Source organism: Bacteriovorax sp. BSW11_IV (assembly GCF_000447755.1).
In the GTDB taxonomy this organism is placed as follows: domain Bacteria; phylum Bdellovibrionota; class Bacteriovoracia; order Bacteriovoracales; family Bacteriovoracaceae; genus BSW11-IV.
On record NZ_AUNE01000038.1, the window covers coordinates 96,200 to 119,290 of the forward strand.

A 23,091-nucleotide genomic window follows, 5' to 3' on the forward strand; every position below is an offset into this window, starting at 1 on the left:
CTATTACTAATTATAACACTATTTTAAATTCGCAAAAGAGATTTATTCACTTGATACAGGAATAATCGTCTCTAGATATTCTTCTTCATCGTATACGTTAGTGATTTTCTCAACTAAAACAATACCACCTGGAAGAATCGCCTTGATCTCGGCCTTATTTAAACCAAGATTCATCCCTTCTTTTAAAATATAAGTTTCATTGGCCTGATCACCAGCATTAGTACCAACAATTCTCGCTACGGCCCTTCTTTCTTTACCAAGAAGTATCCCTACGATTCTAATATTTTCCAGAGGAATATTGTCAATTGACTTGAGGTTAGTGAATTGACTAGTTTCAAAACGTGTTTCATCAATTCTTTTCTTTCTCTTCATTGGTGGCATTTTAAATGGATCACGCAATTCCAGAGGATTTGATATATTCGTCTTACTTTGACGCAAAATCATTTCAGATTTACGATCGGCCGTATTTGCTAATATATTCACAGATAGAACAGCTAAGATAAAAGACAAATAGATTTTACTCATCATCTGCTCCTTTACCTCTTCCTCTACGTCTTGGATTCTTTGGAGCTGTAGGTTTTGAGAACTTTTGTTCAATGGCCTCAATTCCTCGATCCTCTTTATAATTCTCATTATATCTAAAAGACTCTACCATTGCCGTATAGTTTACAACTTGGAAGCGACCTTTTTGAGGGTTCGTACTCTTTTCAATTTTTACTTCACCGATATTTAACAACTGTTCTGCATCTCCGATTTTTTCTAAGAAAATTAGAAATTGTAGAAACGTTCCAGATGCCTTGAATTCATACTTTTTAGTTATATAAAAGCCTTCATTCTTTTCATCTCTTGGTGAAAGATAAATATTTTTAATATTTAAACCTTCGGCAACTTTCTTAATAAACTCTAGGTTTTGAGCATCACTAATTGCTGTTGGTAGTTTCTTTTGTATCTTTTCAACTTCAGTTGCAACCAGCTCAATTCTTTTCTTAGCTTCAGCAATTGAAAGAAGAAAATCATTAATCTCTTTTTTCTGTCGTTTAAGTTTACCTATACGCGCCCTAATAACAGGCTCTTTTTCTTGGATTTGAACTTTTCTTTCAACGATTTCGTTGTACTTCAGCCAACCTTGGTAAGCAAAGTAAGCAAAAAGAAAAATGTGAAGATTTTTTATTAGCGCCTTCATCTATTCAGACCACGGATCAAAAGTTTCAATTGTACCTTCAATAACAAAACGTTCTAATCTATAGTCAGTTCCTCCAATTTTCTCGGACTTCGTTTCAGATGTTTTTAAGCGCAGTGTATTGTTGAAAAACCTCGCTTCATTTCCTAAGCGAATAAAATCTCCAATACTCTTATAAGTGACTGACGCCCCTTTCATGGCAAAGTTCTTATCGCCTTTAACTTCCAACTCGTCTAACCACATATCCTCAGGAATACTTCTCGCCATCTTCTCCAGAAGTTTTTGAGGATTCGTTTTAGATTTAATAATCTTATCTACCTGAGCAGATCGAATTCGTAACAACTCAACTTGTTCATTAAACGCTTTCAGTTTATCTTCAGCATTTTGATTTTTTTTGATGAACGTCGTTAGATTTTTTTCTTCCCTAGAAAGGTTATCAATTGCATTTTGAATAGTAGTGATCTCTTCTTCCATAGAAGGATAGACTAGGAACTCAGGAACAAATGAAAGCAAATACACAAGAATAAGCATCTTGAAATTAATCTCAGTAATTTCAACGCCTAAAATCTTTGGAATTTTTCTTTTCTTCTTTCTTCCAAGAAGGTTTATTTCAATCATCTAACCTAAACGCCTTAAAGCTAGTCCAAGAACAGTAGCGCCCTTGAAAGCAATATCATTTATTTCTTCTTCACTATATTTAGTATCGTAACCCATAACATCGAACGGGTTCATTACTTCAACTTCAACACTTAAAAGAGCTTGCAACCCTTCAACTAAACCTGGAATGAGAGAACTACCACCAGTAATTGTACAACCAGTAAAGTTTTCATCAGAAGTTGAGCTCACATAGAAATCTATTGTTTTTTTAATTTCAGAAAAAATGGCCTCAACTACATCATCCATAATTTCGAGAATTTCTTCCGGAAGATTTCCTTGCTCATCACCAGTTACTTTAAGATCTTCAGCTTCATTATAATTTACACCAAGCTGTCTTTGGATCTCTTCAGTAATCATCCCCCCACCAACATTCAATTCTTTCAAAAATGTTGGCATGCCTTTTTTATATATAAGGAGTTCAGTCTTTTGAGCACCAATATCTAGAACAATCCAAGTCCCCATGGACTCTTCCAATAAACGATCACCCATTGATAGTTCAAAAATATTACAAAGTGCTAGTTGAGATAAATCTGCAACCTTTACTTTAAGTCCCGCTTTTTCAACTATACTTTTGAAATTCATGAGAACATCTTTTCTAGCGGCAGCAATCATAACATCGATACCACCACCTTCATTTTCACCCATGACATAATGATCAACATTACAATCATCTATAGAAAACGGCAGGTACTGTTCAGCTTCCCATATAACCTGATCTTCAATCTCTTCATCATCACCACCGGCCAACTGAAGTTTTCTCGCAACAGTGTTAGGTCCGGCAATTCCAATATTGACATTTTTTGAACCAAATTTTCCGGCCTTGAATGCTTCTTCAATTGCAGCAATGATTTCTTCTTCTTTATTGATCTCGTCTTCAATGATTGCAGCTTCAGGCAAGCGAACGTGACTATAAGATTCAAGCTTGTATTCCTTTCCATTGAAAGAAACTTCAGCGAATTTGATCGCACTTTGTCCGATATCCATACCGATAAGAGTCTTTGAACCAACTCCTACGATATCTTTGATCTTATCAATCACTTGAATAGTTTGATCTTTTATGTCCAAGCTTTTTAGTCCAGTATTATTGAATTATATTGACTTCTTGTTAAAGTATAACTGATAGATTCAACTATTATCAAGAAATTAGATAGTTATTTAAAAAAATAAAAGTCTAGAGAACTTATCGAATGCATCTGGAAAAAATATTTGAGCACTAGCAACAAGTATTATGAAAGGTCCAAACGGAACTTTTGTCTCACGATTCAACTTAAAAACTGGAATCAAAATCAAAAAGACAATTGTTCCAAGCATACAGCTCATGAAGATATTTTGAACAATCCCCAAAGGTCCAAGCATTATCCCTAAAACCCCAAAGAGCTTCACGTCTCCTAGGCCCAGACCATCGACTCCTCTTAATTTCTTAAAACCATAACTAACAAGGTAAGGAAAAAAGTAGCCAACACCAGCACCTAACAACCAAAAGTTATAACTATAAAAGCTAATTGCATAGGCCAAGAACACAACACCCAAGAAGATATTTATAACATCGGGCAATATTTGAACCTTAACATCGATTATAAAGTGAACGAGAAAACAACAAAAAACAGAAAAGAAGAAGAGATAAAGTCCTAGATTCATCGAATCTAGAATTGTTGGCATCAAGGCCCAACTAGCTAATCCTGTTATAATTTCAACAGTTGGATAAATCAAAGGAATCTTCCAACCGCACTTTGAGCACTTTCCCTTTAAGAAGATATAGCTCAATACTGGGATATTTTCATACCAAAAAACCAGCTTCCCACAATTTGGACAGTGTGATCTTTCTTTAACAAAATCTTTTCCTTCTGGAATTCTATAAATTAGAACATTCAGAAAACTTCCAATCATTAACCCAAATACCAAAAAGAAAAAACTGATAATGTTAAAGCTCACTTAAACCAACTCTTTTTTATTAAAAACAAATAGGCCCAAAAGTAAAATTGCTACAAAATATCCAAGGCCATACAAGACATTCATAGATAAATAAATTGAATCTAAACCTGAATTATAGAGTACATATTCTTTCAAATTCAATCTATTAAAATTTGGAAATACTGTGTTTGCAACATTGATAATCACACCTAAACCAGGATGATTTTCAACATACTGCAATTTCATACTCTCACCCAAGCTATAACCGATGACATAGACAATAATTGAATATACTGCCGACATAGTCATGTTAGTAACTAGAGAAAATAAAACTGCAACAACTAAAATAATTAACGATTCAATTAAGGAGTTTATAATCACCCAATATATCAACGAGTCAAAAGCATTAGACTTCAAAGTGACATAACCTAAAAGAGTAAAAGCAGATATAATCATCATATTTAAAATGAGAACATAACTCATGCCTACAACTCGACCTAGAAAATACGATTTCCTACCCACTGGTCTTGATAGAACCATATAAAGAGTTCTATTTTCAATTTCTTTAGAAACAATATTAATTCCGAAAAATACCCCTAAACCTGCGCCCGTAAGGGAAATTAACCCAAGTCCTACATCTAATGTAACTCGATCAGGTACACCGTATGTAAATTCTCTCGCAACAAATGAGAGGACAAAGACCAATGCTCCTAAAAAAAGAGAAAGGTACATGATGCGACTTTTTAAAACTTCAATAAATGTATATTTTGCTATCGTTAATGCTTTCATTATTTTTTCAAGTTATACACAACATCTTCTAGAGATGGCGTCTCCAATATTAATGACTCAATTGAAGCACTATTATTAACTAGGTTTAAAATTAATTGATCTTTGTCTTTCGACAACACTGTTTTTGTAATAGAAAGACCATCTTCTTGGCGATAGGTTACTTTATAATTACCCGATGAGTGTTTTTCCAACAACTCAACTTTATCACCAGAATAAATAACGACACCTTTTTCAAGAATTATGACTCTATTACAGACCTCTTCAAGATCGGCTACGATATGACTACTAAAAAAGATCGTCGTCCCTTCTTTATTAAGATCGCGCATGGCCTGCTTCAAAATAGATCGCCCGACAGGATCAACACCAGATAGTGGCTCATCAAGAATGAGTATCTTGGGTTTGTGAATAATCGCAGCAACAAAACCTATTCTTTGCAACATTCCTTTAGAATAGCTTCTAATTTTTCTATTTAGGGCATGATCTATTTTTAATTTTTTTGTCCATTCATCAACTTCACGCAAAACAGATTCAAATTTTATGTCATTTAGTTCAATCAAGAACTTTAAAAATTCCCTACCAGAAAGGTCGGGATAAAAATAAGGATGTTCCGGCAAATATCCGATTGAACGGTTAATTTCTGTTCTTTTGTCTCCAAGTTCTTTTGAAAATACAACCTCACCGGAGTCTTGCTTAATAAAATCCATCAAAATCTTCAAAGTCGTCGTTTTTCCAGCTCCATTAGCACCGAGAAAACCGATAATATTTCCACTTTCGATTTCAAAAGAAACATCATTTAGAATCAGATTACTCTTTCCCCAAAAATCTGATTTAAAACTTTTTGAAATTTTATTAAACTTAATCATATGATCCTAAAACTAAAAGACTATTCACTTATTTTCATCGTTACTTTTCTATTTTATGTTTGTTTCCTAATAAATAGCAAGTACACAAAGCCATCACTCAACGTTTCATTCCAAGACAAGGCAGTGAACCTAAACGATGATATCCTTAATATTTTTTCTCTTGGACAAAAAAGACTAATCTCAAGTCTGCTTTGGACCAAGACAATGCTTGATTCAGATCTTGAACACTATAAGAAAAATGATCTTAATTCTTGGATGTTTTTGAGATTCAATACAATCACAAAATTAACACCAAACTTTTACGAAGCTTATCTTTATGGTGGAGTTTATCTTTCAATTGTTAAAGATGATATTCTTGGAGCAAGACTTTTATATGAAAAAGGTCTTGATAAATATCCCAATGACTCACAACTCCTTCTCAACTTTGGCTTCCATCTTTTTCACGAAGAAGGAAAAGTTGATGAAGCCCTTTCTATTTACGAAAAACTTTATTCAACTAATAATTATCCACCATTTCTTCCAATTCTTATGGCAAGACTGAAGCAGAATGGCGGAGATCTTTTTGGTTCTTATATACTTTTAAAGAATATGCTGCTTAATCTCGAAGAAGATAATCATCTCTACATAAGAGTTTCTGATCGAATAAAAGAAATTGAATTTAAGATGAATGAACTATGTCTTCAGGGACAGACAAATTTTTGCATAAAAAAAGGAGGGGATTAACCCCTCCTCTTCTTTTTATCGAAATAAAATCTTAGTAACCTTTTACAACTTCAGTCAAAGACTTGTTTTCATCAATTGTCCACTGACTAACTGATGAAGCAGCTGAAGTTGAATCTGTAGATACGGCACCAATTGCACCAGCAAGGAAGAATGAACCGTTATCATCTACGGATGGACTTGAAAAACCACCAGCATTAGATGCAGAGTCAACAGTAATCTGAGCTACAGCAGCAGCTTGATTGATTGCCCAACCCCCGACTTTCTTATTATTTGGGAATTGAAATTTACCAGCAGTACAAGTACCACCGTTGGCAACGATAATTCCGTTAGCAGTTGCGTTTTCAGCACCAAAACCTACTGAGTAGTAGTTGTTTGCTTTTGGAGCAACATAACCTGCATCTTCTAGACAAGTTGCAAAGGCATCATAGTCTGCTTGCAAAGATGTAAGAGCAGAGTAGATTGCTGATAATTGAAGCTTAGCTTCCGATGTTTTCGACTTGGCTTGGTAGCGCTTAAAGTTTGGAATCGCAACTGCAGATAAAATACCTACGATTGCAACTACAACCATTAGCTCCACCAGGGTAAAACCTGATTCGTTCTTTCTGTGATTCATAAACGTTCTCCTTCAAAAAAACTAGTTTAGATAGCTTTTCCCTTCCGCCATACAAACATTAAGAGTTTGAATTTAGGAAGTGGTTAAGACAATAATAACACGAGTTAATACTATATTATTTCTAATCACATATTTAGGTAACCTCGGCAAAGATAACCTATGGAAATTACTTTTAGTTACCCCCTGCACTCATGAACATTGGTAAGTACATGGCGACTAGGATGGCCGCGATAATTCCCCCTAAAACGACAATAATAATTGGCTCGAACATTTTGGTCATATTTCCAACTAGTTCTGAAACCTCATCCTCAAAAACCATAGCTACTTTCATAAGCATTTGATCGACGGCACCGGTCTGTTCACCAACTTTTATCATTTGGGTAACCATATCGGGAAAATAGGCGATTTTATTTAACGGTTCCGACAAAGTTTTACCTTCAATAACACTTTTTTTAACAACCTGAAGGTCTTTATTGATAATGACGTTATCAATTGTTTGCATACAGATATCAAGGGCATCTACTAATGAAACCCCGGCGCCTAACATCGTAGATAAAGTTCTACAAAAAGACGCTAAATTTCCTTTAATTACAATTCCACCAAAAACAGGAGCTTTCATCGAAACGCGATCATATAGCTCTTTACCAGATTCTGTTTGTAGAAAGTTTTTAATAACTGCTACAAACACGATAACAACTGGTATCGACATTAGTGCATAATCACCAAGAAAGTTTGATGTATCAATTACCAATTGAGTGATTGCAGGAATCTCTTGTCCTGTATCTTGAAGCATTCCCGTAAATTGAGGAACAACAAAAACAAGCATGGCCCAAATTACACCGGCCCCAATAATCGAAACAATTACGGGATAAGTAAGAGCAGACTTTATTTGTGATCTCGTCTTTTGCTGTTTTTCCATGTGATCAGCAAGCTTATTAAGAATCGTATCTAAAATCCCCCCAGTTTCCCCGGCCTTTACAAGAGAGCAATAGAGCTTATCAAAGCCCTTCTGTTTTTCTAGGGCCTCAGAGATCGTTTTACCTTCTCCAACTTCCCTAGCAACCTCTTTGATAATATTTTTTAGGGTGATATTTTTCTCAGATTTATAAAGAATTTCCATACATTGAAGAATGGGAACCCCAGCTGAAATCATAATGGCCAATTGTTTCGTGAAGTTTTTAATTTCGATGAGACCAAATGATTGTCCAATACCTTTATCTTCAAGCCATTGACCAATATCAAATTCTAGAAATGAAGGAGGTAAAACTTTTTTTACACGAACACCCTGTGCTCTCAATTTTTTTCGAGCATCTCTTTCGTCTTTGGCGTCAACTGTGCCATCAACTCTTTTACCATCTTGGCTTAATCCCTCATAACGCCAATTTGCCATTATCTTTTACCTTTTAATCCTCTTCCTCCACCTAGCTGAGATTGTAACTCTTCTGGGTTTGTAGAATACTGAATTGCTGTTTCACTATCAATAAGACCTTTGTCAAAAAACTTCTTCAATGATTGGTTCATTGTCATCATCCCAGAAGTTTCTTGTCCAACCTGCATTTGAGAATAGATTTGGTGAATTTTATCTTCACGAATCAAATTTCGAATCGCAATATTTGGAATTAAAATTTCCTGTGCACATACACGACCAGGCTCGAAACTTTTAGGAATCAGCTGCTGTGAAACGACTCCCTGAAGAACGAATGATAAAAGAGTTCTGATTTGATCCTGCTGATCAGCAGGGAAAACGTTAATGATACGATTAATGGTTTGAACCGCAGAGTTAGTGTGAAGTGTACCAAAAACCAAGTGACCTGTTTCAGCAATAGTCAATGCAGCTTCAATTGTTTCAGGATCTCTTAACTCCCCAACAAGAACGATATCTGGGTCTTGACGAAGTAAACTCTTAATCGCGTTTTTGAATGTCAATGAATCTCTACCGATTTCTCGCTGGTTAACGATACAGTTTTTATGAGAGTGAACAAATTCAACAGGATCCTCTAAAGTAATGATGTGTCCGGCCTCAATTTGATTTAATCTATCAATAAGAGCAGCAAGAGTTGTCGATTTACCAGAACCAGTTGGACCTGTTACAAGAATCAAGCCGTTTGAAATATCTGTCATAGACATCATAATATTCGGTAGATTTAATTGCTTAAAATCTGGAATAACACTTGGAATTAAACGAAATACAGCAGCAACCCCACCTTTAGAATAGAAAATATTTGCACGAAAACGGGCAAGCCCCTTAATTCCAAAAGAAAAATCGAGTTCTAGATTTTTTTCAAACTCATTCTTTTGCTCATCTGTCAGGATTTGATAAACAAGTCTTTTCGTATCGTGGGCATTTAAGGGTGGAATTTTAACACGAACAATTTCACCATTAACTCTTAATCCTGGTGATGTACCTACAGTAATGTGCAAGTCTGAACCACCACTTTCAACCATAAGCTTAAAGAGCTGTTGAACTTTTAGCGCTTCATTTGAAATATCATGCTTAGTTTTGGTTAACGAGCTTTCATCAGTCATATTTAATCCTGTTAAAATTTATCGGCACTAGAATTCGTTATAGCTTCACTTAAAGTAGTCTCACCTAGCGCAACTTTTGTTAAAGCACTCATTCTCAATGTTTTCATACCATCTTTAATGGCCTGTTTTTTGATTTCATCAGAAGATGCATTTTTAAGAATTAACTCTTTTACTCCTGGAGTAATATCCATTACTTCATAAATTGCAACACGACCCTTGTAACCAGAGCCATTACATCTCTCGCAACCTTCACCTTTATATACCTTCATTTTTTCGGCCGAAGATGGAGCAACTCCACAACTAATGATTTCATCTTTACTTGTGTCTCGATCTTCAACTTTACAGCTTGTACAAATTCTTCGGCAAAGCCTTTGTGCAACCACTACATTCAATGACCCTGTTACAAGAAAGGGTTCAATTCCCATGTTAAGCAGACGCGTAACAGTAGATGGTGCATCGTTCGTGTGAAGAGTTGATAGAACCAAGTGACCAGTAAGAGCAGCTTCTACTGCCGTTTCACCAACTTCTAAATCCCTGATCTCTCCAACCATGATGACATCCGGATCTTGTCGAAGAAATGCCTTAAGTGCTACGGCAAAAGTTAGACCAATTTCTTTTCTAACGTTTACTTGGTTGATACCTTCGAGGTTAAACTCAACCGGATCTTCTGCTGTAGAGATATTGGTATCAACAGTGTTTAGTTCTGAAAGTGCAGAATATAGAGTCGTTGTCTTCCCCGAACCAGTTGGGCCTGTGACGAGACACATTCCATACGGTTGGTGGATACCATTTTTAAAGACCTGTAGCTGTTTGGCCTCAAACCCTAGCTTTGTCATATCAAGTTGTAAGTTCGACTGGTCAAGAAGTCGCAGTACAACCTTCTCTCCAAAAAGAGTTGGTAACGAAGAAACCCTATAATCGATTGGTCTACCACCAACGGACAACTTAATACGACCATCTTGTGGCTTTCTTCTCTCTGAAATATCTAATTGTGCCATGATCTTTAATCTTGAAATGATCGGCAGCATTAGGTTCTTTGGAGGTTTAATTACTTCTGCTAAAGATCCATCAACACGGAACCTTACCCTAAAGGTATTTTCATAAGGTTCAACGTGAATATCTGATGCTTTTCTAATGAATGCATCCGCTAAAATTCTATTAACGTAACGAATAACATCGTCACCAATATCTTCTTCTTTTACCTCAACATGTTCATCGAGGTTGTCACCTTTAATTTCACGAACAGTCTCTAATAACTCATCAACAGATTCGGTAACCCTCTCAAATATGTTCGCCCAAGACGAAATATTCGTGAGGATAAACTCAATATTATATTGATATAATGTGATGAGATCGGCCTTCATCTCAACAATTGAAGGATCGAAAATCGCAAGAGTTACGGCCTTTGCCGACTTTTGAATTGGTAGCGCGCGATATTTTACAATATCGGATTTCTTTACAAGTTTAAGATACTTATCTTGTACTTTTGCTTTGGCAAGATCAATGAATGTAAGTTTATAGTTTTCAGACAGCTGCTTGGCAAATTTTACATCATCAAAAAAGTCGAATCTTAAAAGATCAAGTTCAGAAATTTTGGTTGCATCTTTATTCAACATTAAAGGTCGCAAGTCCTTTAAAGGAACCATACCGGTTTTACCAATAACATCCGCAAATTCTTTTCTAAACATTTCTGTTTCTACCTTTTGTGCACTTTCTTCTATTCTAACGGATTTTTGAACACTTATTTAGGTAGGCAAACTATGATTGTTGGAAACAGATTTACTCAGGAATACGCCAAAGCTTTAATGCAAACTCGGCCTGTTTTAATAGAAGATCTAAACCATCTACATAATCACATTTTTCGGCCAATGAAGCATGATGATCAAGTGAATAGTTAAAATCATAAAAGATTGAGTCTTTTGATATCTTACCCTGATAACAAAAACTCCTCGAACAAGCATTAAAAACAACTAATGGTTTTGTAAGCGCTCTTAAAGTAAGCAAATCAAGATTCGATAAGTCACCTGAATTTTCTCTCGTAAAGTGGCTATATTTAAGGTCTAACTCTTCTAAAACTTTTATCGTTACCTTGGCCATGGCCCCATTTCCAAGAATAACTTTAAAAGTATCATCTCCAGAGAATTTTTCCCCTACGATTGACCTTAACGCCAAATAATCAGTATTGTGGCCATGATAACCATTTTCTTTTCTAACAATACAATTAATCGCCCCCAGTTCTTGAGTGTGCGAATCAAGTTGAACAGAGCTTAAAAAATGATCTTTATAAGGGGTCGTTATACTTAAGCCCGAAACTTTAGAAAATAACTCATCAAGCATAGGAATTTCATTGGCTTCATTATAGTCAAAAAGATGATAATCAACTTCTTTAGACAGTAGTTTTTCATACATTGCCTTAGATTTTGAATGTTGAATATTTTTTCCTAGAAGTCCAAGTCTAATTTTATCGTTGGCCACGGAAAAAGTCCCTCGTTAGTACTTCATCTTTCTTAATTTGATCAACTAGATGATTCACACTTTCAAACTTTTTCTCGTCTCTTATTTTTTTAATAAATTCGACAGTGATTTCATCACCATAAATATTTCCATCAAAATCTAGGATATGAGTCTCTACAAAAATATCATTTCCAGTATTAAAAGTCGGATTATTGCCTATATTTGTTAATGAATCCCATACCTGATCTCCTAACTGAGTACGAGTAATATAGACTCCCTTGGCGGGAACAATTCGTTCTGCAGGAAATCTTATATTGGCAGTTGGAAAACCAATCTTGCGACCTCGTCCTTCTCCTTTCACAACCATCCCTGAAATAAAAAAGTTTCTATTAAGCATTTTTGAAACTTCTTCAACAGAACCTAGGGATAGCGCTTCTCTTATCTTTGTTGAAGAAACGCATTTTTCTTTCAAAGTAAATTCATTCAGAAGTTTTACATCAATATTTTTTGGCTGACAGTATTCTCTGACAAATTGATGATCTCCAGACTTGTTGGCCCCAAACGCGAAGTCATGTCCAAGGTAAATACGTTTTACATCCTTACATGATAAAATATATTCATCTAAAAATGATCCCGGTGTTAGCGTACTAACGTCGCGAGAAAAATCAATTTCACAAAGATACTTAATTCCAACATTTCTAAGTAATTCGCGTTTTTCAGTAAATGAATTAATTAGAAAATGATTTCTAGGTTTTAAAATTTGAATAGGATGCGGCTCAAAAGTTACAACAACTAATTCAAGTCCATCTTTTTTACAATCATCGAGTATTGTCTTCAATATAGTTTGATGTCCCACATGAACACCATCAAAATTCCCAATTGTAACTGCAAACTGATGACCATCTTCATTTAATGAGCCAAGATTTTTAATAATTTTCATTAGACCTTCAATACCCTTTCAAGTTCCTTGAGGTGTTTTCTTTTAATCTTATTATTAACAGTATTCTTTTGATTCTTGAATACTTCCTGCTCGATACCTTTATATAAACGAGTAAAATATTTTTTAGATTCCTCGTTCATTTCAGAGGTTTCAATTTTAGTTAGCACTCCACCATCACCGTTTAACTTAGAAAGCACTTGAAACATATCAGTATAAGTATATCGCCCTTTGTTCAGAGCATGATAATGTTCTTGTATTTCTTCAGGAATTCTTACGACACTGAAGCGAACCATTGATAATAGAATTAAAAGAATGGCTCCACTGAACCCTAGGTTTAAATAATAGAAATTTACAGCTAGTCCCTTTTCCTCTGAGCCAATAAAAGTTGGTGCAAGAAGACTAATTTCTCTTTTTTCCTCTTTTTTAAGTTCCTGTGTAACTCTAGATTCCGTAGGTTTATTCTTATTAACTGAAGCACTTGCGCTTCCTCCAACTTCTATTGCAGGAATCTCAACATCCACACCAATATATCTTTCAGCATCAGGATCGAAATAATAAAATGTTTCAACTCTTGTATCAATTTGCAAGTGATCTCTGGCCAACAGAGTGTATTCAAAATCTTTTCTCACAACTTGGTTATTAAGTGGAACGATCTCACTCTTTGTATCAAATTCTTCAAGAAATTCACTGTTGTAAATTTTTGGAGCATTAAAATTTTCTAAAGCCCCTTCTCCTGTAACTTCTAGTTTCGCTTCAACTGCTTCGTTTACAAGGTATTTTGTTCTTGGAACACTTAGCTTGAAATCATGTTTTCCAACAAGACCAGTGAAATTAGTCGGTAAATTCTCAGTAGGCAGAGGCCTTACATTCAACTCCACTTTTTTACTTGTTAGAGTTCTCTTCATCATATTTCTGGCCGACATCCCAAAAAAGCTATTTGGATCACCCTTGGCGTAATTAACTTCTAATCTCAATGGATCTATTTTCGCAATTCCGGGTGCGGTAGCATAAACTCTGGCCATATACTTTGAGGCCCTATAAAAAACACGGCCACCATATTCTACAGTTTCAGTTCTCTCGTCGGGGTTTTGAAATCTCTTCACGAAATCTGAAAGTTTTGGATACTCTTTAATCTGAGATGCAATTACATTTAATCTTGTATAAAGATAGTAATTAACATCAACACCCTCTCCAACAAAGACATCTGTCTTAGATGGCACAGCAAGTACAAAAATATCAGGTGTCTCTGGTGCTTCTTTTAAGACTGTCAATCTCAGATCTTTATGGGTTAATTTAGTTCCAGCAAGATCAACTACAATATCCGAAATTCGAAGATTTCCACTTTTCTCAGCAACAAGCGAGTATCTAAACGATATCGTTTTTTTGATTGATATCTTACCATTAACAATTGATGTCATTACAGACTGCCCCTCACTATTTCTTCCGACGACACGTGCTGTACCAGGATTAAATGAAATATAAGGTTCATCCCTTTCTGTAGTTTCAATATTAAAAAGTAGTGAAAACTGCTCACCGACAACAGGCTGAACAGGATTTACTTCAATTGTTAAATTATTGGCCAATGATTGGATTGACCACATAGTGATAAAAATTAAGAGTATATTTTTCATTACCAATCCTTTCTTCCTCTATCTGAACTCTTGGAACTTCTGACTCGTTCTAAGATTTTTTTCTGTAAATTTTTATCATCATCCAATATCTGCTGGAGCGCAGCTGGAATTTTAACCATCTTTCTCTTTTTCTTTATATCATTCTCTTTTTCTTCTAAGCTTTGAGGTTTTTGTTCAGGCTTATTGTCTTGCCCTTCTTTTTCCTCTTTCTTCTCTTCTTTTTTATCTTCTTTCTTTTTTTCTTTTTTATTTTCTTCACTATCTTGATCAGAGTTATTTTTATTCGGTTTTTTCTGATCTTTATTGTTCTTACTATCTTTTTGACCTTTCCCATCTTGGTCTTGTTGTTCTTTTTGATCTTCTTTCTTTTCGTCGCCCTGATCTTCTTTTTGTTCTTCTTTTTTCTCTTCCTGTTCTTTCTTTTCTTTTTCTTCTTTCTCTTTCTTCTCTTTCTCTTCTTTTTCTTGTTTTTTCTTCTTATCAATTTCAGTCTGAGCATTAACGATGTTATTTTTTACAACGTTCTTTTGTTCATCATTCATGACCTTGTTTTTTTCAACATATTTAAATGTATCCAAGGCCTCAGCGAAACGACCCTGTAACAGCTGTGCTGTACCATAATTAATTAAATCATTTGCGCCAAATTTACTTTGATCATCAATTCGTTCTTTGTAGATGACATCGGCCTTATCAGCATTGTTTTCTCTCAAATACTGAGATGCTAACTCCATGTAAAGGGATTCATTTTCATCATCGTTTGCAATTTTTTCTTTGAGTGCAATAACCTCTTTACTCTCTGCAACTTCCTGAGCAGGTACTTCCCTAACCCCCATTGAGACAATAGCAAAAACTAGTACGAGGTGTTTTAAGGAGCGTCCCTGCTTAAACAGCACTGAAAATAATAAAAACAAATAGAAAGGAATAAGCGTATATTTAATCTCAACTGGCTGTACAATTGAGGAGCCTTTTGCCAAACTCATCTGAAATTTTGCTTTAAAGAAACTCAGGATTTCGTCAGTTGGAATATTGTACGATTGCACAATCCAATATTTAAAGTTTTTAATTTTCCCTTCTAAACTACGCAAATAATTTTCATTCAATTTAGAAATAACTCTTTCACCATTAAATGACTTATAACCTCGAAATCCACCATATTGACCTCTTAAAGGAATTGGTCCCCCACCAAGAGTACCTACACCAACAAAAGCAATGTTTACGGAATCAGGAATCTTGATTGCGGCCTCATCTTCATTTTCTTCACTATCTGTAAAAACGAGAATATTTCCTTGAGTAATATCCGAGCTTCCGGATTCTTCTTTGAAGTATTGTAAAGATTCATTTATGGCCATTGAGATATTTGAACCACCAGATGAAATATCCATTCCCTCTAAACCAGCAACCTTTGCATCCAACAGATCAATATCATCAGTGAACGGTACCAACTTTCTCTGTGTATCTGAAAACAGAACCAAAGAAATTTGATGACCAACTGCATTTTTGATAAAGTGTCTCGCTATAAGTAACGATTTTTGAAATCGATTAGGTCTAACATCTTCAACAAGCATACTTGCTGATGCATCGATTATGATAATCGTCTTCTGATCTGGTATTGAACTTTCTACACGTTCAGGCTTTCCTCGAAGGTCTAACGACGCTGCCCCAAGTGATAATAATGAGAGAATAAGAAAGAAAAATGATACTTTACTCGCCCTAGTAGCATTTTTAAAAAAATAACGATTAGTGAAGTAAAAAAAGTTTTGTCTATATCTATAGAACACATATATCAGTATAAGTAGTGATGCTAGCGAGATTGGCCACCATGATAATTTATTAAATACCATCATTCCCCCTCTCTTAACACGAGTCTTCTTGATAATTCAGTTAAGACAAAAAGGACAATTCCCCAGAATAAAAAGCCATAGTGTTTGTATGTATAAATGACTTTCCCACTAATTTCTATTTTTGTCTTTTCTAGTTTTTCGATTTCACTTAGAACATTTTTTAATGATCCCTCAGAAGATGCAACAAAGTCTTTACCACCTGTAAGGTCTGCGATTTTTTTCAATGTCTCTAAATCAATTGCTCCACCAGGGATTGTCTGATACTGCTTGCGACCAAATACTTGCCCAACAGGCATAAGAGCATCCTCACTCCCACCAACCGCAATCGTATAAACTTTCATGTTTTGATTTTTGGCCTCTTCTGCTGCTTGCATTGGAGTCATAAACCCAACGTTACTCACACCATCTGTAAGTAAAATAACTGTTTTATTTTTTGCAAGTGATTGAGCCCCCCTAGCGACGGCTAAAGCAAGTGCATCTCCTATATTTGTTCCTCCACCAAGAAATCCACCTACTTCAATTTCATCAATAATCTTTTCTATAAGAGTTAAGTCTGTAGTAAGTGGCAGTAGAGTATAGACCTTTTCAGAAAAAATAATTATTCCGATTCTATCTGTTGGCCTCAACTTTATAAATTCAAGAATCTTTCTTTTTGCTACTTCCAATCTATTTGGTTTGAAATCTTCGGCCAACATTGAACGTGAAACGTCTACAACAAAGAAAATATCATTCAATTCGGCATCATTTTTAGCAAATCCGGCAGGCTTGCGAGGTACAGCTAATGCGACAGCTAGTAACATCATTGCAATAAAGGCCAATACAGTTATAAAAAATTTCGAAAAGAATCCTTTTTCATTTAGGTATCTCCTTGGTAGCCTAAGCTCCCCTTTTCTAAATGGTTTATAGAAACCTATGGCCCAGATCAAAAAACCGATCGGTCCCATTAATAAAAACCATGGATCTCTAAACTCTAGTCCGTATATCATACCTTATCGACCGCTATTTTTAATTCATCGAAAGCATTTTGAACCTGATGACTTTCAATATCTGACCATTCTTTCTTGTACTGACAGCTGTTCATAACAGTGAAAAACTCTTGTACGCATGGTACATCTTCAGGAACCTTAGTAAGCCATTCTTTACGCAAAGAATAAACTCTTTCGTAATCCTCTCGAGAATTTATATTATTAAAAATTTCTTTCCATTTATTTTGAGCAATTAAACGAGCATTTCTACTTTTAACTGAAATAACTATGGCAACAAAAATTGCCAAGGCCAAAACGCTAAGAACAATTACCCACGTATAATTCTTCTTTTCAACTGATTTTGATTCGAGAACAATTATCTTTTTTTCATTCTGAAAATTATTTAAAATCCTTAAATCATTAGTCATCTCAACTGGTATATTAATTGCTTTCCAACTCCAAATGTGTGGAGCGTATACACTAAACTCTTTCAATGAAATTAATTCTAGATCTATTGTCCAAACTTCTGGATTGTTCTCATTCTGCTTAAGGGATTCAACCTTTGCGACCTTGAAGAACTCTAAAAACGTTTTATTCTCAAGTGTCTTCAAATCCTCAAATACCATTTTTGTAATTGGATAAATCTCAAGCTTTGCCTTATTGCTCTCACCAACTTTCACAAGATTATTTTCAAATGTTAGTTTACCAATGCTTTCATTGGCGAAACTTATAATTGAAAATGTGATTAAGGCCAATATTGCAACGATTCTCATCTACACCATCTCTTTAATAAAATCTTCAAGATAACGTCCGCCAACTTCTAAGCTCTTAACTCTTTTACCAAGAAGACCTTGAAAATCATTTCGTTTAAAATTAACTCCATAGTTTCTACTTTTTCCAGTTTCCTGTCCTGTGCTCTTGATGAGATAAGGTACACTTAATGAATAATCGATTGGTGATAAAATTTGAAAACAGTGAACATTTTTTTGATAAATAACTCTCTTCAAATGTTCCATGCTAATCAAACCGTTAAAATCAGAGAGAAGCACAACCTCTCTCTTTCTTCCAACGTGCTTCATGATGGAATTATATCTTTCGACTTCGTCGTACTCTTCCATTTTTTCACTATAGCCCAGCTCAACTTCACCTTTCTCATTCAGAATTCCGCTCTTTTCCAAAGTTGAAACTAAGGCAACAATTCCGGCGTCACCATTTCTTTTCGGAACGTTAATAACTCTATCTGTAACAATAAGAGCATGAACATAATCATTCGTTTCAGCAGCTAATAGATAAAGCAAGCAACATAATTCAATTGAAGCCTGAACTTTTGTTACTCCCCTATCTCCGAAAAACATTGTTGGAGATGCATCAATTACAACTACAATCTCAACATTTCTTTCCTCATCAAAAGTTTTAATATAGGGCTCTGCTGTTTTTGCAAGAAGCTTCCAGTCAATGAAACGAACGTCATCACCTGGGACATAAACTTGATGTTCTTTAAACTGTAGCCCCGTTCCCTTAAAGTGAGAACGAAGCATTCCAATCGAATACGAATTCGAGTTTCTAAAAAGAGACGATTTTATTCGTGCTACAGTTTTTCGAACCTCGTTTATATTCATTAAATCTGTCCTTCCGCTATTTCAAAGGCCACTTGATCGGACTTTAAGTTATCTATCGAAGCTTCATAGCTAAGAATTATTCTGTGACCAAGAACAGGTTTTACAATCTTCATAATATGTTCAGGAGAGACAAAGTCTTTTCCATCTAGAAAGGCCATAAATTTTCCAATTTTGTATAACCAAATACAAGCTCTTGGAGATGCTCCGGCCAAAATAATTCCTTCATATTTTTTATTAAAGTATTTTGAACCTGGTCTTGTTGCTTGTACGATTCTTACAATTAGATCTTTCATCTTTTCATCAATGTAAATTGAATCAACAACTTCTTGAAGAGCTAAAAGATCGTCTGTTGACAATACGGCCTCAAGATCAGCGTTATACATATTTTTTAATCCAAGGATTGCCTTTTCAGCATCAAAATCTGGATAATCCACATAGACTTTCATCATAAAACGATCGAGCTGAGCTTCTGGAAGAGGATAAGTTCCTTCTTGATCAATAGGGTTCTGTGTTGCAAGAACGACAAAAGGGCTAGAAAGCTTATGACTATCATCTCCAATAGTAACTTGTTTCTCGGCCATGGCCTCAAGAAGTGCCGCCTGCACTTTCGCCGGAGATCTGTTGATCTCATCGGCCAGAAGAATCTGTGTAAAGATTGGTCCAAACTTTGTTGTGAACTCTTCTGATTTTTGACTATAAATCATAGTACCAACCAAATCAGATGGCAGAAGGTCTGGTGTAAATTGAATTCTTTTGAATGATAGATCACACAGTTTACTAATTGTAGAAACGGATAGTGTTTTACCCAAACCAGGCATCCCTTCAATAAGAAGGTGACCTTCACAAACCAAGGCAGCTATAATTGAATCAAGTAAGTCATCTTGTCCAAAAATAACCGACTTTGCACTATTAAGTGTTTTATGTACTTTTTCTAGAAGTTGTTCATTCATTGACCGTCTCCATTTCTAACATAATATAGAATATATTTTATATAATTTGATTTGCTCGTCATACTCATCATTGGATGATCGAAACCTTGAATTCCTAAATCTAAAACCTGTAACTCAACACCTTTTTTCTTTGCTGCATTTTGGACACACTTATCTAACTCATCCATTGATACATAGTGTGTACATGATGCAGCTGCAACGATTGATGATTGCGCAGTAATGTCAAAGATTAGATTATAGAGTCTTTCATAACCTCGAAGTGCACCCTTTTTACCACTCTCATCTTTTGCAAATGCTGGAGGGTCGCACACAATGACATCATATTTTTTATCTGAATTCTTTGCTTTTTCTAAAAACTGAAACACATCGGAGCGAGTAAATGATCCTCTTTTTGCAAAATCATTTATTTCCAAGTTTCTTTTCGTTACTTCTTCCATATTGGCCTGATCTACAAAATCCACATGATCAACACCAGCACGTAAGCAATGCAGGCCCCAACTACCGATGTAGCTAAATAAATCAAGACCAGTTTTCTTAGACCCAGTATATTTCATAAGGACTGTTTCAAGCTTCTCTCTATTTATCCTATGATCGTAGTAATAACCTACTTTTTGCATTAGAGACCAATCGATCTCATATAAAAAATTATTTTCAGAAATACTTATAACCCCAGACTTGTTTGTTTTTTCATATTCTGGGAGCACTTCATTAGAGCGGTAAGATTTATTATCTAAAAACGTAACTTCACCGCCGAGCTTACTCGCCAAATAATCTGCAACAAATGATCTATATCTATCAATTCCTGCGGTGTTAATCTGTAGGATAATTACATTTTGATATTGATCCACAATCAATCCAGGTAAAGAGTCCTCATCACCATAAATTAGTCGTGATCCATCTTTCAAATTATTAAACATAGCTCGACGGGCCAGTGCTCTATCTATATTTTTGACTAATATCTTCTTACTAAAATCTTCTTCTATTTCTTTGTCAAAATTTGTGTTGGACTTCTTCCCCACAACTCGAAAAATAGGACCCTTGATGACAAGTGGATTTATAAAGCCAAAAACACCTGGGATATTTTCAACACTTATCCACTCACCTGGAAAGAAAGACTTTGATAAGTTTTCAAAGTCTTTTTCGTATAATGATAATTCTCCATTGGTTAACTTGTTATAACCAGTCTTTGATAGTTTTGCAGTACGCATTATTGCCCTTTTAATATTTCTTTTTTCGCACTACCTGTATTCACCATGTATTTAGAAAATTTATAAATAATTTTATCTTCAGCAATATTTTTTCTAACTTTCTTATCTTTTTCTGGTGCTACAATTTCATGCTTTGTTACTATTTCAACTTTTTCAGGTAGTCCGAATCCACCTTCATTAAGGTAAGTAATTGAACTAATCACCTTACCAATTTGTATCCCCTGAATTGATTCTACAATTATCTTGTCGGCCACCCATTTATTATGGGACCAATTTTTCTTGCTTTGTTCAAACGTTGTTGTAGATACTCCAACTGGACTGGATGTTTTGTATTCAATCATTTTTCCATTTTCTTCAAACTTCAGTTGGATTTCATTCACTTGGCGAGTATGTGTCTTGTCTTCTGCTTTTACAATATTAACGTTACCACTTTTTGACATTGAAAGGTCATAACTTCTCACGCCATCAAGTAGCTTTTGTGGAATGACAAAATCAAGTCGCGGTTTAATTAAATTTCTCAATTGTTGTTTAATTTCATTGAATCCGTTAGGTAGGCCATTTACCTCAATATGATATTGCCCAGGAAAAATCCAAAAAATTTTAAAATAGACATCTTCTAATTTTCCAAGAGTTTTATTTGCATTGAGTTGCTCAAGAAGATTTTCTATTCTGATTTCAAAAGTTAAATCTCTTAGGCCAAAATTTTCTGGATGATAATATGTTAAATCAAATTGTTCGATCTGATTTCTTGCACTATCTTGTGCCCATGAAAATGAACTGATTAAAATTAGAAAATTTAATAGAATGACTTTATACATACATACCTCAATATATTTATGTACTATTCTACTTTTCAATTAGTTATACACCAATAATTGCAATTCTTTCCTTCCAGTCATCTAAAAATGAAACACTCAAGTATTTTTGCTTCTTCATTGTGACGCCGCCCTTCTGACCTTTAATACCTTTGAGGTTCTTAACCTGTGTGTACATCAATGGGGGTCTATCTAAATTCAGATTACTGTGAAAGACCAAGCAAGAACCTATGATATTCAAATCGTCAGGTGATAATTGACTAATACTCTCTGCTTTTACTATCAAGTGTGCACTTGGGTATCCATCAACGTGAAACCATAAATCTTCTTTCTTGGCCCATTTCGAACGTAAATAATCATTTGCAGTATCTTTGGCACCGACAGCAAACTTTACGCCATTATTAAATTTGTATTCATATAATTGCGCTTGCTCATCATTGTTGGCCGTTTTTTTCTTAACATTATTCCAAATTGGGGTGATTGTTGGAGGCAATTGAATCTTAACCAATTCTTCTCCTTCACTCACCTTCTCCTGTTCTTTTTGAGTTTCTTCCAATCTTTTTCGAAGAATAACTTCGGCCCTTTTAAATGCCTTCACTTTTTCATAAATAAGGTTTCTTTTCCCCCATTCATTTAGGCCCGATTCAAATTTAAATTTTATCCCAAGTATATTAACTCTATAGCCTTCAGGCACGGCCCATTCACCAGATTCAAGCAATTCAATCAGCTTGTCTTTTGTTTCAACTTTTTTTAAATCTGCCTTAATATTTGCAATTTTTCTTACGAGAAACTTCTCTTTTTTCTTCACTGATTTTGAAGACAGGGCCCCTAAATCGTTTTCGTATTTTGAAATATCAAATATGGCATCACGAGTTTGCGCGCTTTCCATCGCAGTTTGTGATCTTCCGCATTCATTATAAACTTCCGTAATTGCTTTTTTTGCTTCTTCGAAATCTAAAGACAAGCCCTCAATTTTCCCTCTCCAAGAGGTAAAAAGCTCATATCCATGAATATTCGGGTACAAATGACTAAAGAAAAGCTCTCTTCCTTTCCAAAAGAAAGTAAAGAGCTCATCTTCTTCCCTTTTGGTATAAAAGTGAACAATTCTGTCATTTTTATCTAAAACTATTTCCTTTAAAACTGATCCGTTAAAAAACTTTCTTAGGTACTCTAAAAATTGATCTCGAATTCTAACATTTGATTTTGGCGCTCTTTCTATTAGAAATGGTCCGGTGTGATCTGCACCTCGTCCTAGACAGAGATTTAAAGTTTTACCAGGAAGGCGTACGGCCGCGACGACAAAATGGGGCGTGCTGCACAGCTTTTGTATCTTGCCAAACAGATGCTTATCTTGATAGCAAAACTCATTATTAATTTGTTTTATATTTTGTTCTATTTCACTATAA

At 35.1% G+C, this 23,091-nt stretch carries 23 protein-coding genes; 1 reads left to right on the forward strand and 22 read right to left on the reverse strand.

The genetic code is table 11. From position 1 onward, the window contains the following. Positions 1 to 42 precede the first annotated feature (42 nt). The 7 genes from M899_RS10660 to M899_RS10690 form a co-directional block, all read right to left on the reverse strand. On the reverse strand, positions 43 to 525 hold the full coding sequence (locus tag M899_RS10660; protein WP_021271480.1) for a pilus assembly protein PilP: 483 nt from the start codon (positions 523 to 525) through the stop codon (positions 43 to 45). Further along, on the reverse strand, positions 518 to 1,183 hold the full coding sequence (gene pilO / locus M899_RS10665; RefSeq protein ID WP_021271395.1) for a type 4a pilus biogenesis protein PilO: 666 nt from the start codon (positions 1,181 to 1,183) through the stop codon (positions 518 to 520). The genes M899_RS10660 and pilO overlap by 8 nt, the downstream gene beginning before the upstream one ends. Then, complete coding sequence (locus M899_RS10670; RefSeq protein WP_021271396.1) at positions 1,184 to 1,798, reverse strand: PilN domain-containing protein; 615 nt, start codon at positions 1,796 to 1,798, stop codon at positions 1,184 to 1,186. It abuts the gene before it with no gap. Further along, complete coding sequence (gene pilM / locus M899_RS10675) at positions 1,799 to 2,875, reverse strand: type IV pilus assembly protein PilM (protein ID WP_155897185.1); 1,077 nt, start codon at positions 2,873 to 2,875, stop codon at positions 1,799 to 1,801. 117 nt (positions 2,876 to 2,992) lie between these two features. Beyond that, positions 2,993 to 3,724 (reverse strand): prepilin peptidase, encoded by a 732-nt coding sequence (locus M899_RS10680; protein WP_021271387.1) that lies wholly within the window; start codon positions 3,722 to 3,724, stop codon positions 2,993 to 2,995. A gap of 45 nt (positions 3,725 to 3,769) precedes the next feature. Beyond that, the gene (locus tag M899_RS10685) at positions 3,770 to 4,537 is read right to left on the reverse strand and encodes an ABC transporter permease (RefSeq protein ID WP_021271476.1); all 768 of its coding nucleotides are present in this window, start codon (positions 4,535 to 4,537) and stop codon (positions 3,770 to 3,772) included. Then, positions 4,537 to 5,400, reverse strand: a complete 864-nt coding sequence (locus M899_RS10690) for an ABC transporter ATP-binding protein (RefSeq protein ID WP_021271456.1) — start codon at positions 5,398 to 5,400, stop codon at positions 4,537 to 4,539. The genes M899_RS10685 and M899_RS10690 overlap by 1 nt, the downstream gene beginning before the upstream one ends. Here M899_RS10690 and M899_RS10695 point away from each other — a divergent pair, their 5' ends adjacent. Then, on the forward strand, positions 5,401 to 6,123 hold the full coding sequence (locus M899_RS10695) for a tetratricopeptide repeat protein (protein ID WP_021271468.1): 723 nt from the start codon (positions 5,401 to 5,403) through the stop codon (positions 6,121 to 6,123). A gap of 31 nt (positions 6,124 to 6,154) precedes the next feature. Here M899_RS10695 and M899_RS17785 read toward each other — a convergent pair whose 3' ends face one another. The 15 genes from M899_RS17785 to M899_RS10770 all read right to left on the reverse strand — a co-directional run. Next, positions 6,155 to 6,736 carry a type IV pilin protein gene (locus tag M899_RS17785; protein ID WP_021271459.1) on the reverse strand — a complete coding sequence of 194 codons (582 nt, stop codon included), beginning with the start codon at positions 6,734 to 6,736 and terminating at the stop codon, positions 6,155 to 6,157. Positions 6,737 to 6,908: 172 nt separating this feature from the next. Further along, positions 6,909 to 8,126 (reverse strand): type II secretion system F family protein, encoded by a 1,218-nt coding sequence (locus M899_RS10705; protein ID WP_021271470.1) that lies wholly within the window; start codon positions 8,124 to 8,126, stop codon positions 6,909 to 6,911. Further along, positions 8,126 to 9,262 carry a type IV pilus twitching motility protein PilT gene (locus tag M899_RS10710; protein WP_021271481.1) on the reverse strand — a complete coding sequence of 379 codons (1,137 nt, stop codon included), beginning with the start codon at positions 9,260 to 9,262 and terminating at the stop codon, positions 8,126 to 8,128. The genes M899_RS10705 and M899_RS10710 overlap by 1 nt, the downstream gene beginning before the upstream one ends. An 11-nt stretch (positions 9,263 to 9,273) precedes the next feature. Next, positions 9,274 to 10,950, reverse strand: coding sequence for a GspE/PulE family protein (locus tag M899_RS10715; protein WP_021271402.1), 1,677 nt, complete (start codon positions 10,948 to 10,950; stop codon positions 9,274 to 9,276). A 91-nt stretch (positions 10,951 to 11,041) separates the two neighbouring features. Further along, the gene (locus M899_RS10720) at positions 11,042 to 11,737 is read right to left on the reverse strand and encodes a shikimate dehydrogenase substrate-binding domain protein (protein WP_021271397.1); all 696 of its coding nucleotides are present in this window, start codon (positions 11,735 to 11,737) and stop codon (positions 11,042 to 11,044) included. Then, on the reverse strand, positions 11,724 to 12,656 hold the full coding sequence (locus M899_RS10725; RefSeq protein ID WP_021271424.1) for a bifunctional riboflavin kinase/FAD synthetase: 933 nt from the start codon (positions 12,654 to 12,656) through the stop codon (positions 11,724 to 11,726). Before M899_RS10725 ends, M899_RS10720 begins: the two co-directional genes overlap by 14 nt. After that, the gene (locus M899_RS10730) at positions 12,656 to 14,287 is read right to left on the reverse strand and encodes a BatD family protein (RefSeq protein ID WP_021271374.1); all 1,632 of its coding nucleotides are present in this window, start codon (positions 14,285 to 14,287) and stop codon (positions 12,656 to 12,658) included. Before M899_RS10730 ends, M899_RS10725 begins: the two co-directional genes overlap by 1 nt. Beyond that, a complete protein-coding gene (locus tag M899_RS10735; RefSeq protein WP_034728848.1) occupies positions 14,287 to 16,128 on the reverse strand; it encodes a VWA domain-containing protein in 1,842 nt (613 codons plus the stop codon). Before M899_RS10735 ends, M899_RS10730 begins: the two co-directional genes overlap by 1 nt. Next, positions 16,128 to 17,114, reverse strand: a complete 987-nt coding sequence (locus tag M899_RS10740) for a VWA domain-containing protein (RefSeq protein ID WP_021271386.1) — start codon at positions 17,112 to 17,114, stop codon at positions 16,128 to 16,130. The genes M899_RS10735 and M899_RS10740 overlap by 1 nt, the downstream gene beginning before the upstream one ends. Next, the gene (locus tag M899_RS10745) at positions 17,111 to 17,866 is read right to left on the reverse strand and encodes a hypothetical protein (protein ID WP_021271407.1); all 756 of its coding nucleotides are present in this window, start codon (positions 17,864 to 17,866) and stop codon (positions 17,111 to 17,113) included. Before M899_RS10745 ends, M899_RS10740 begins: the two co-directional genes overlap by 4 nt. Beyond that, positions 17,867 to 18,712: a DUF58 domain-containing protein gene (locus tag M899_RS10750; RefSeq protein ID WP_021271375.1), complete on the reverse strand. Its 846-nt coding sequence runs from the start codon at positions 18,710 to 18,712 to the stop codon at positions 17,867 to 17,869. Next, the gene (locus M899_RS10755) at positions 18,712 to 19,662 is read right to left on the reverse strand and encodes an AAA family ATPase (RefSeq protein WP_021271439.1); all 951 of its coding nucleotides are present in this window, start codon (positions 19,660 to 19,662) and stop codon (positions 18,712 to 18,714) included. The genes M899_RS10750 and M899_RS10755 overlap by 1 nt, the downstream gene beginning before the upstream one ends. Further along, positions 19,659 to 20,870, reverse strand: coding sequence for a class I SAM-dependent rRNA methyltransferase (locus M899_RS10760; protein ID WP_021271428.1), 1,212 nt, complete (start codon positions 20,868 to 20,870; stop codon positions 19,659 to 19,661). The genes M899_RS10755 and M899_RS10760 overlap by 4 nt, the downstream gene beginning before the upstream one ends. Then, on the reverse strand, positions 20,870 to 21,688 hold the full coding sequence (locus tag M899_RS10765; RefSeq protein ID WP_021271391.1) for a hypothetical protein: 819 nt from the start codon (positions 21,686 to 21,688) through the stop codon (positions 20,870 to 20,872). The genes M899_RS10760 and M899_RS10765 overlap by 1 nt, the downstream gene beginning before the upstream one ends. A 43-nt stretch (positions 21,689 to 21,731) precedes the next feature. Next, the coding region (locus tag M899_RS10770; protein ID WP_034728851.1) for an NFACT RNA binding domain-containing protein at positions 21,732 to 23,091 on the reverse strand (1,360 nt) is incomplete at its 5' end.

Bases quoted from the DNA above. Each gene is read 5' to 3' on its own strand.
- M899_RS10725 (WP_021271424.1), bottom strand. From the start codon at position 12,656: ATGAAAATTATTAAAAATCTTGGCTCATTAAATGAAGATGGTCATCAG.
- M899_RS10740 (WP_021271386.1), bottom strand. From the start codon at position 17,114: ATGATATACGGACTAGAGTTTAGAGATCCATGGTTTTTATTAATGGGA.
- M899_RS10670 (WP_021271396.1), bottom strand. From the start codon at position 1,798: ATGATTGAAATAAACCTTCTTGGAAGAAAGAAGAAAAGAAAAATTCCA.
- M899_RS10680 (WP_021271387.1), bottom strand. From the start codon at position 3,724: ATGATTGGAAGTTTTCTGAATGTTCTAATTTATAGAATTCCAGAAGGA.
- M899_RS10745 (WP_021271407.1), bottom strand. From the start codon at position 17,866: ATGAGAATCGTTGCAATATTGGCCTTAATCACATTTTCAATTATAAGT.
- M899_RS10685 (WP_021271476.1), bottom strand. From the start codon at position 4,537: ATGAAAGCATTAACGATAGCAAAATATACATTTATTGAAGTTTTAAAA.
- M899_RS10715 (WP_021271402.1), bottom strand. From the start codon at position 10,950: ATGTTTAGAAAAGAATTTGCGGATGTTATTGGTAAAACCGGTATGGTT.
- M899_RS10730 (WP_021271374.1), bottom strand. From the start codon at position 14,287: ATGAAAAATATACTCTTAATTTTTATCACTATGTGGTCAATCCAATCA.
- M899_RS10755 (WP_021271439.1), bottom strand. From the start codon at position 19,662: ATGAATGAACAACTTCTAGAAAAAGTACATAAAACACTTAATAGTGCA.
- pilO (WP_021271395.1), bottom strand. From the start codon at position 1,183: ATGAAGGCGCTAATAAAAAATCTTCACATTTTTCTTTTTGCTTACTTT.
- M899_RS10710 (WP_021271481.1), bottom strand. From the start codon at position 9,262: ATGACTGATGAAAGCTCGTTAACCAAAACTAAGCATGATATTTCAAAT.
- M899_RS17785 (WP_021271459.1), bottom strand. From the start codon at position 6,736: ATGAATCACAGAAAGAACGAATCAGGTTTTACCCTGGTGGAGCTAATG.
- M899_RS10695 (WP_021271468.1), top strand. From the start codon at position 5,401: ATGATCCTAAAACTAAAAGACTATTCACTTATTTTCATCGTTACTTTT.
- M899_RS10765 (WP_021271391.1), bottom strand. From the start codon at position 21,688: ATGTATAAAGTCATTCTATTAAATTTTCTAATTTTAATCAGTTCATTT.
- M899_RS10660 (WP_021271480.1), bottom strand. From the start codon at position 525: ATGAGTAAAATCTATTTGTCTTTTATCTTAGCTGTTCTATCTGTGAAT.
- M899_RS10760 (WP_021271428.1), bottom strand. From the start codon at position 20,870: ATGCGTACTGCAAAACTATCAAAGACTGGTTATAACAAGTTAACCAAT.
- M899_RS10735 (WP_034728848.1), bottom strand. From the start codon at position 16,128: ATGGTATTTAATAAATTATCATGGTGGCCAATCTCGCTAGCATCACTA.
- M899_RS10705 (WP_021271470.1), bottom strand. From the start codon at position 8,126: ATGGCAAATTGGCGTTATGAGGGATTAAGCCAAGATGGTAAAAGAGTT.
- M899_RS10750 (WP_021271375.1), bottom strand. From the start codon at position 18,712: ATGAATATAAACGAGGTTCGAAAAACTGTAGCACGAATAAAATCGTCT.
- M899_RS10690 (WP_021271456.1), bottom strand. From the start codon at position 5,400: ATGATTAAGTTTAATAAAATTTCAAAAAGTTTTAAATCAGATTTTTGG.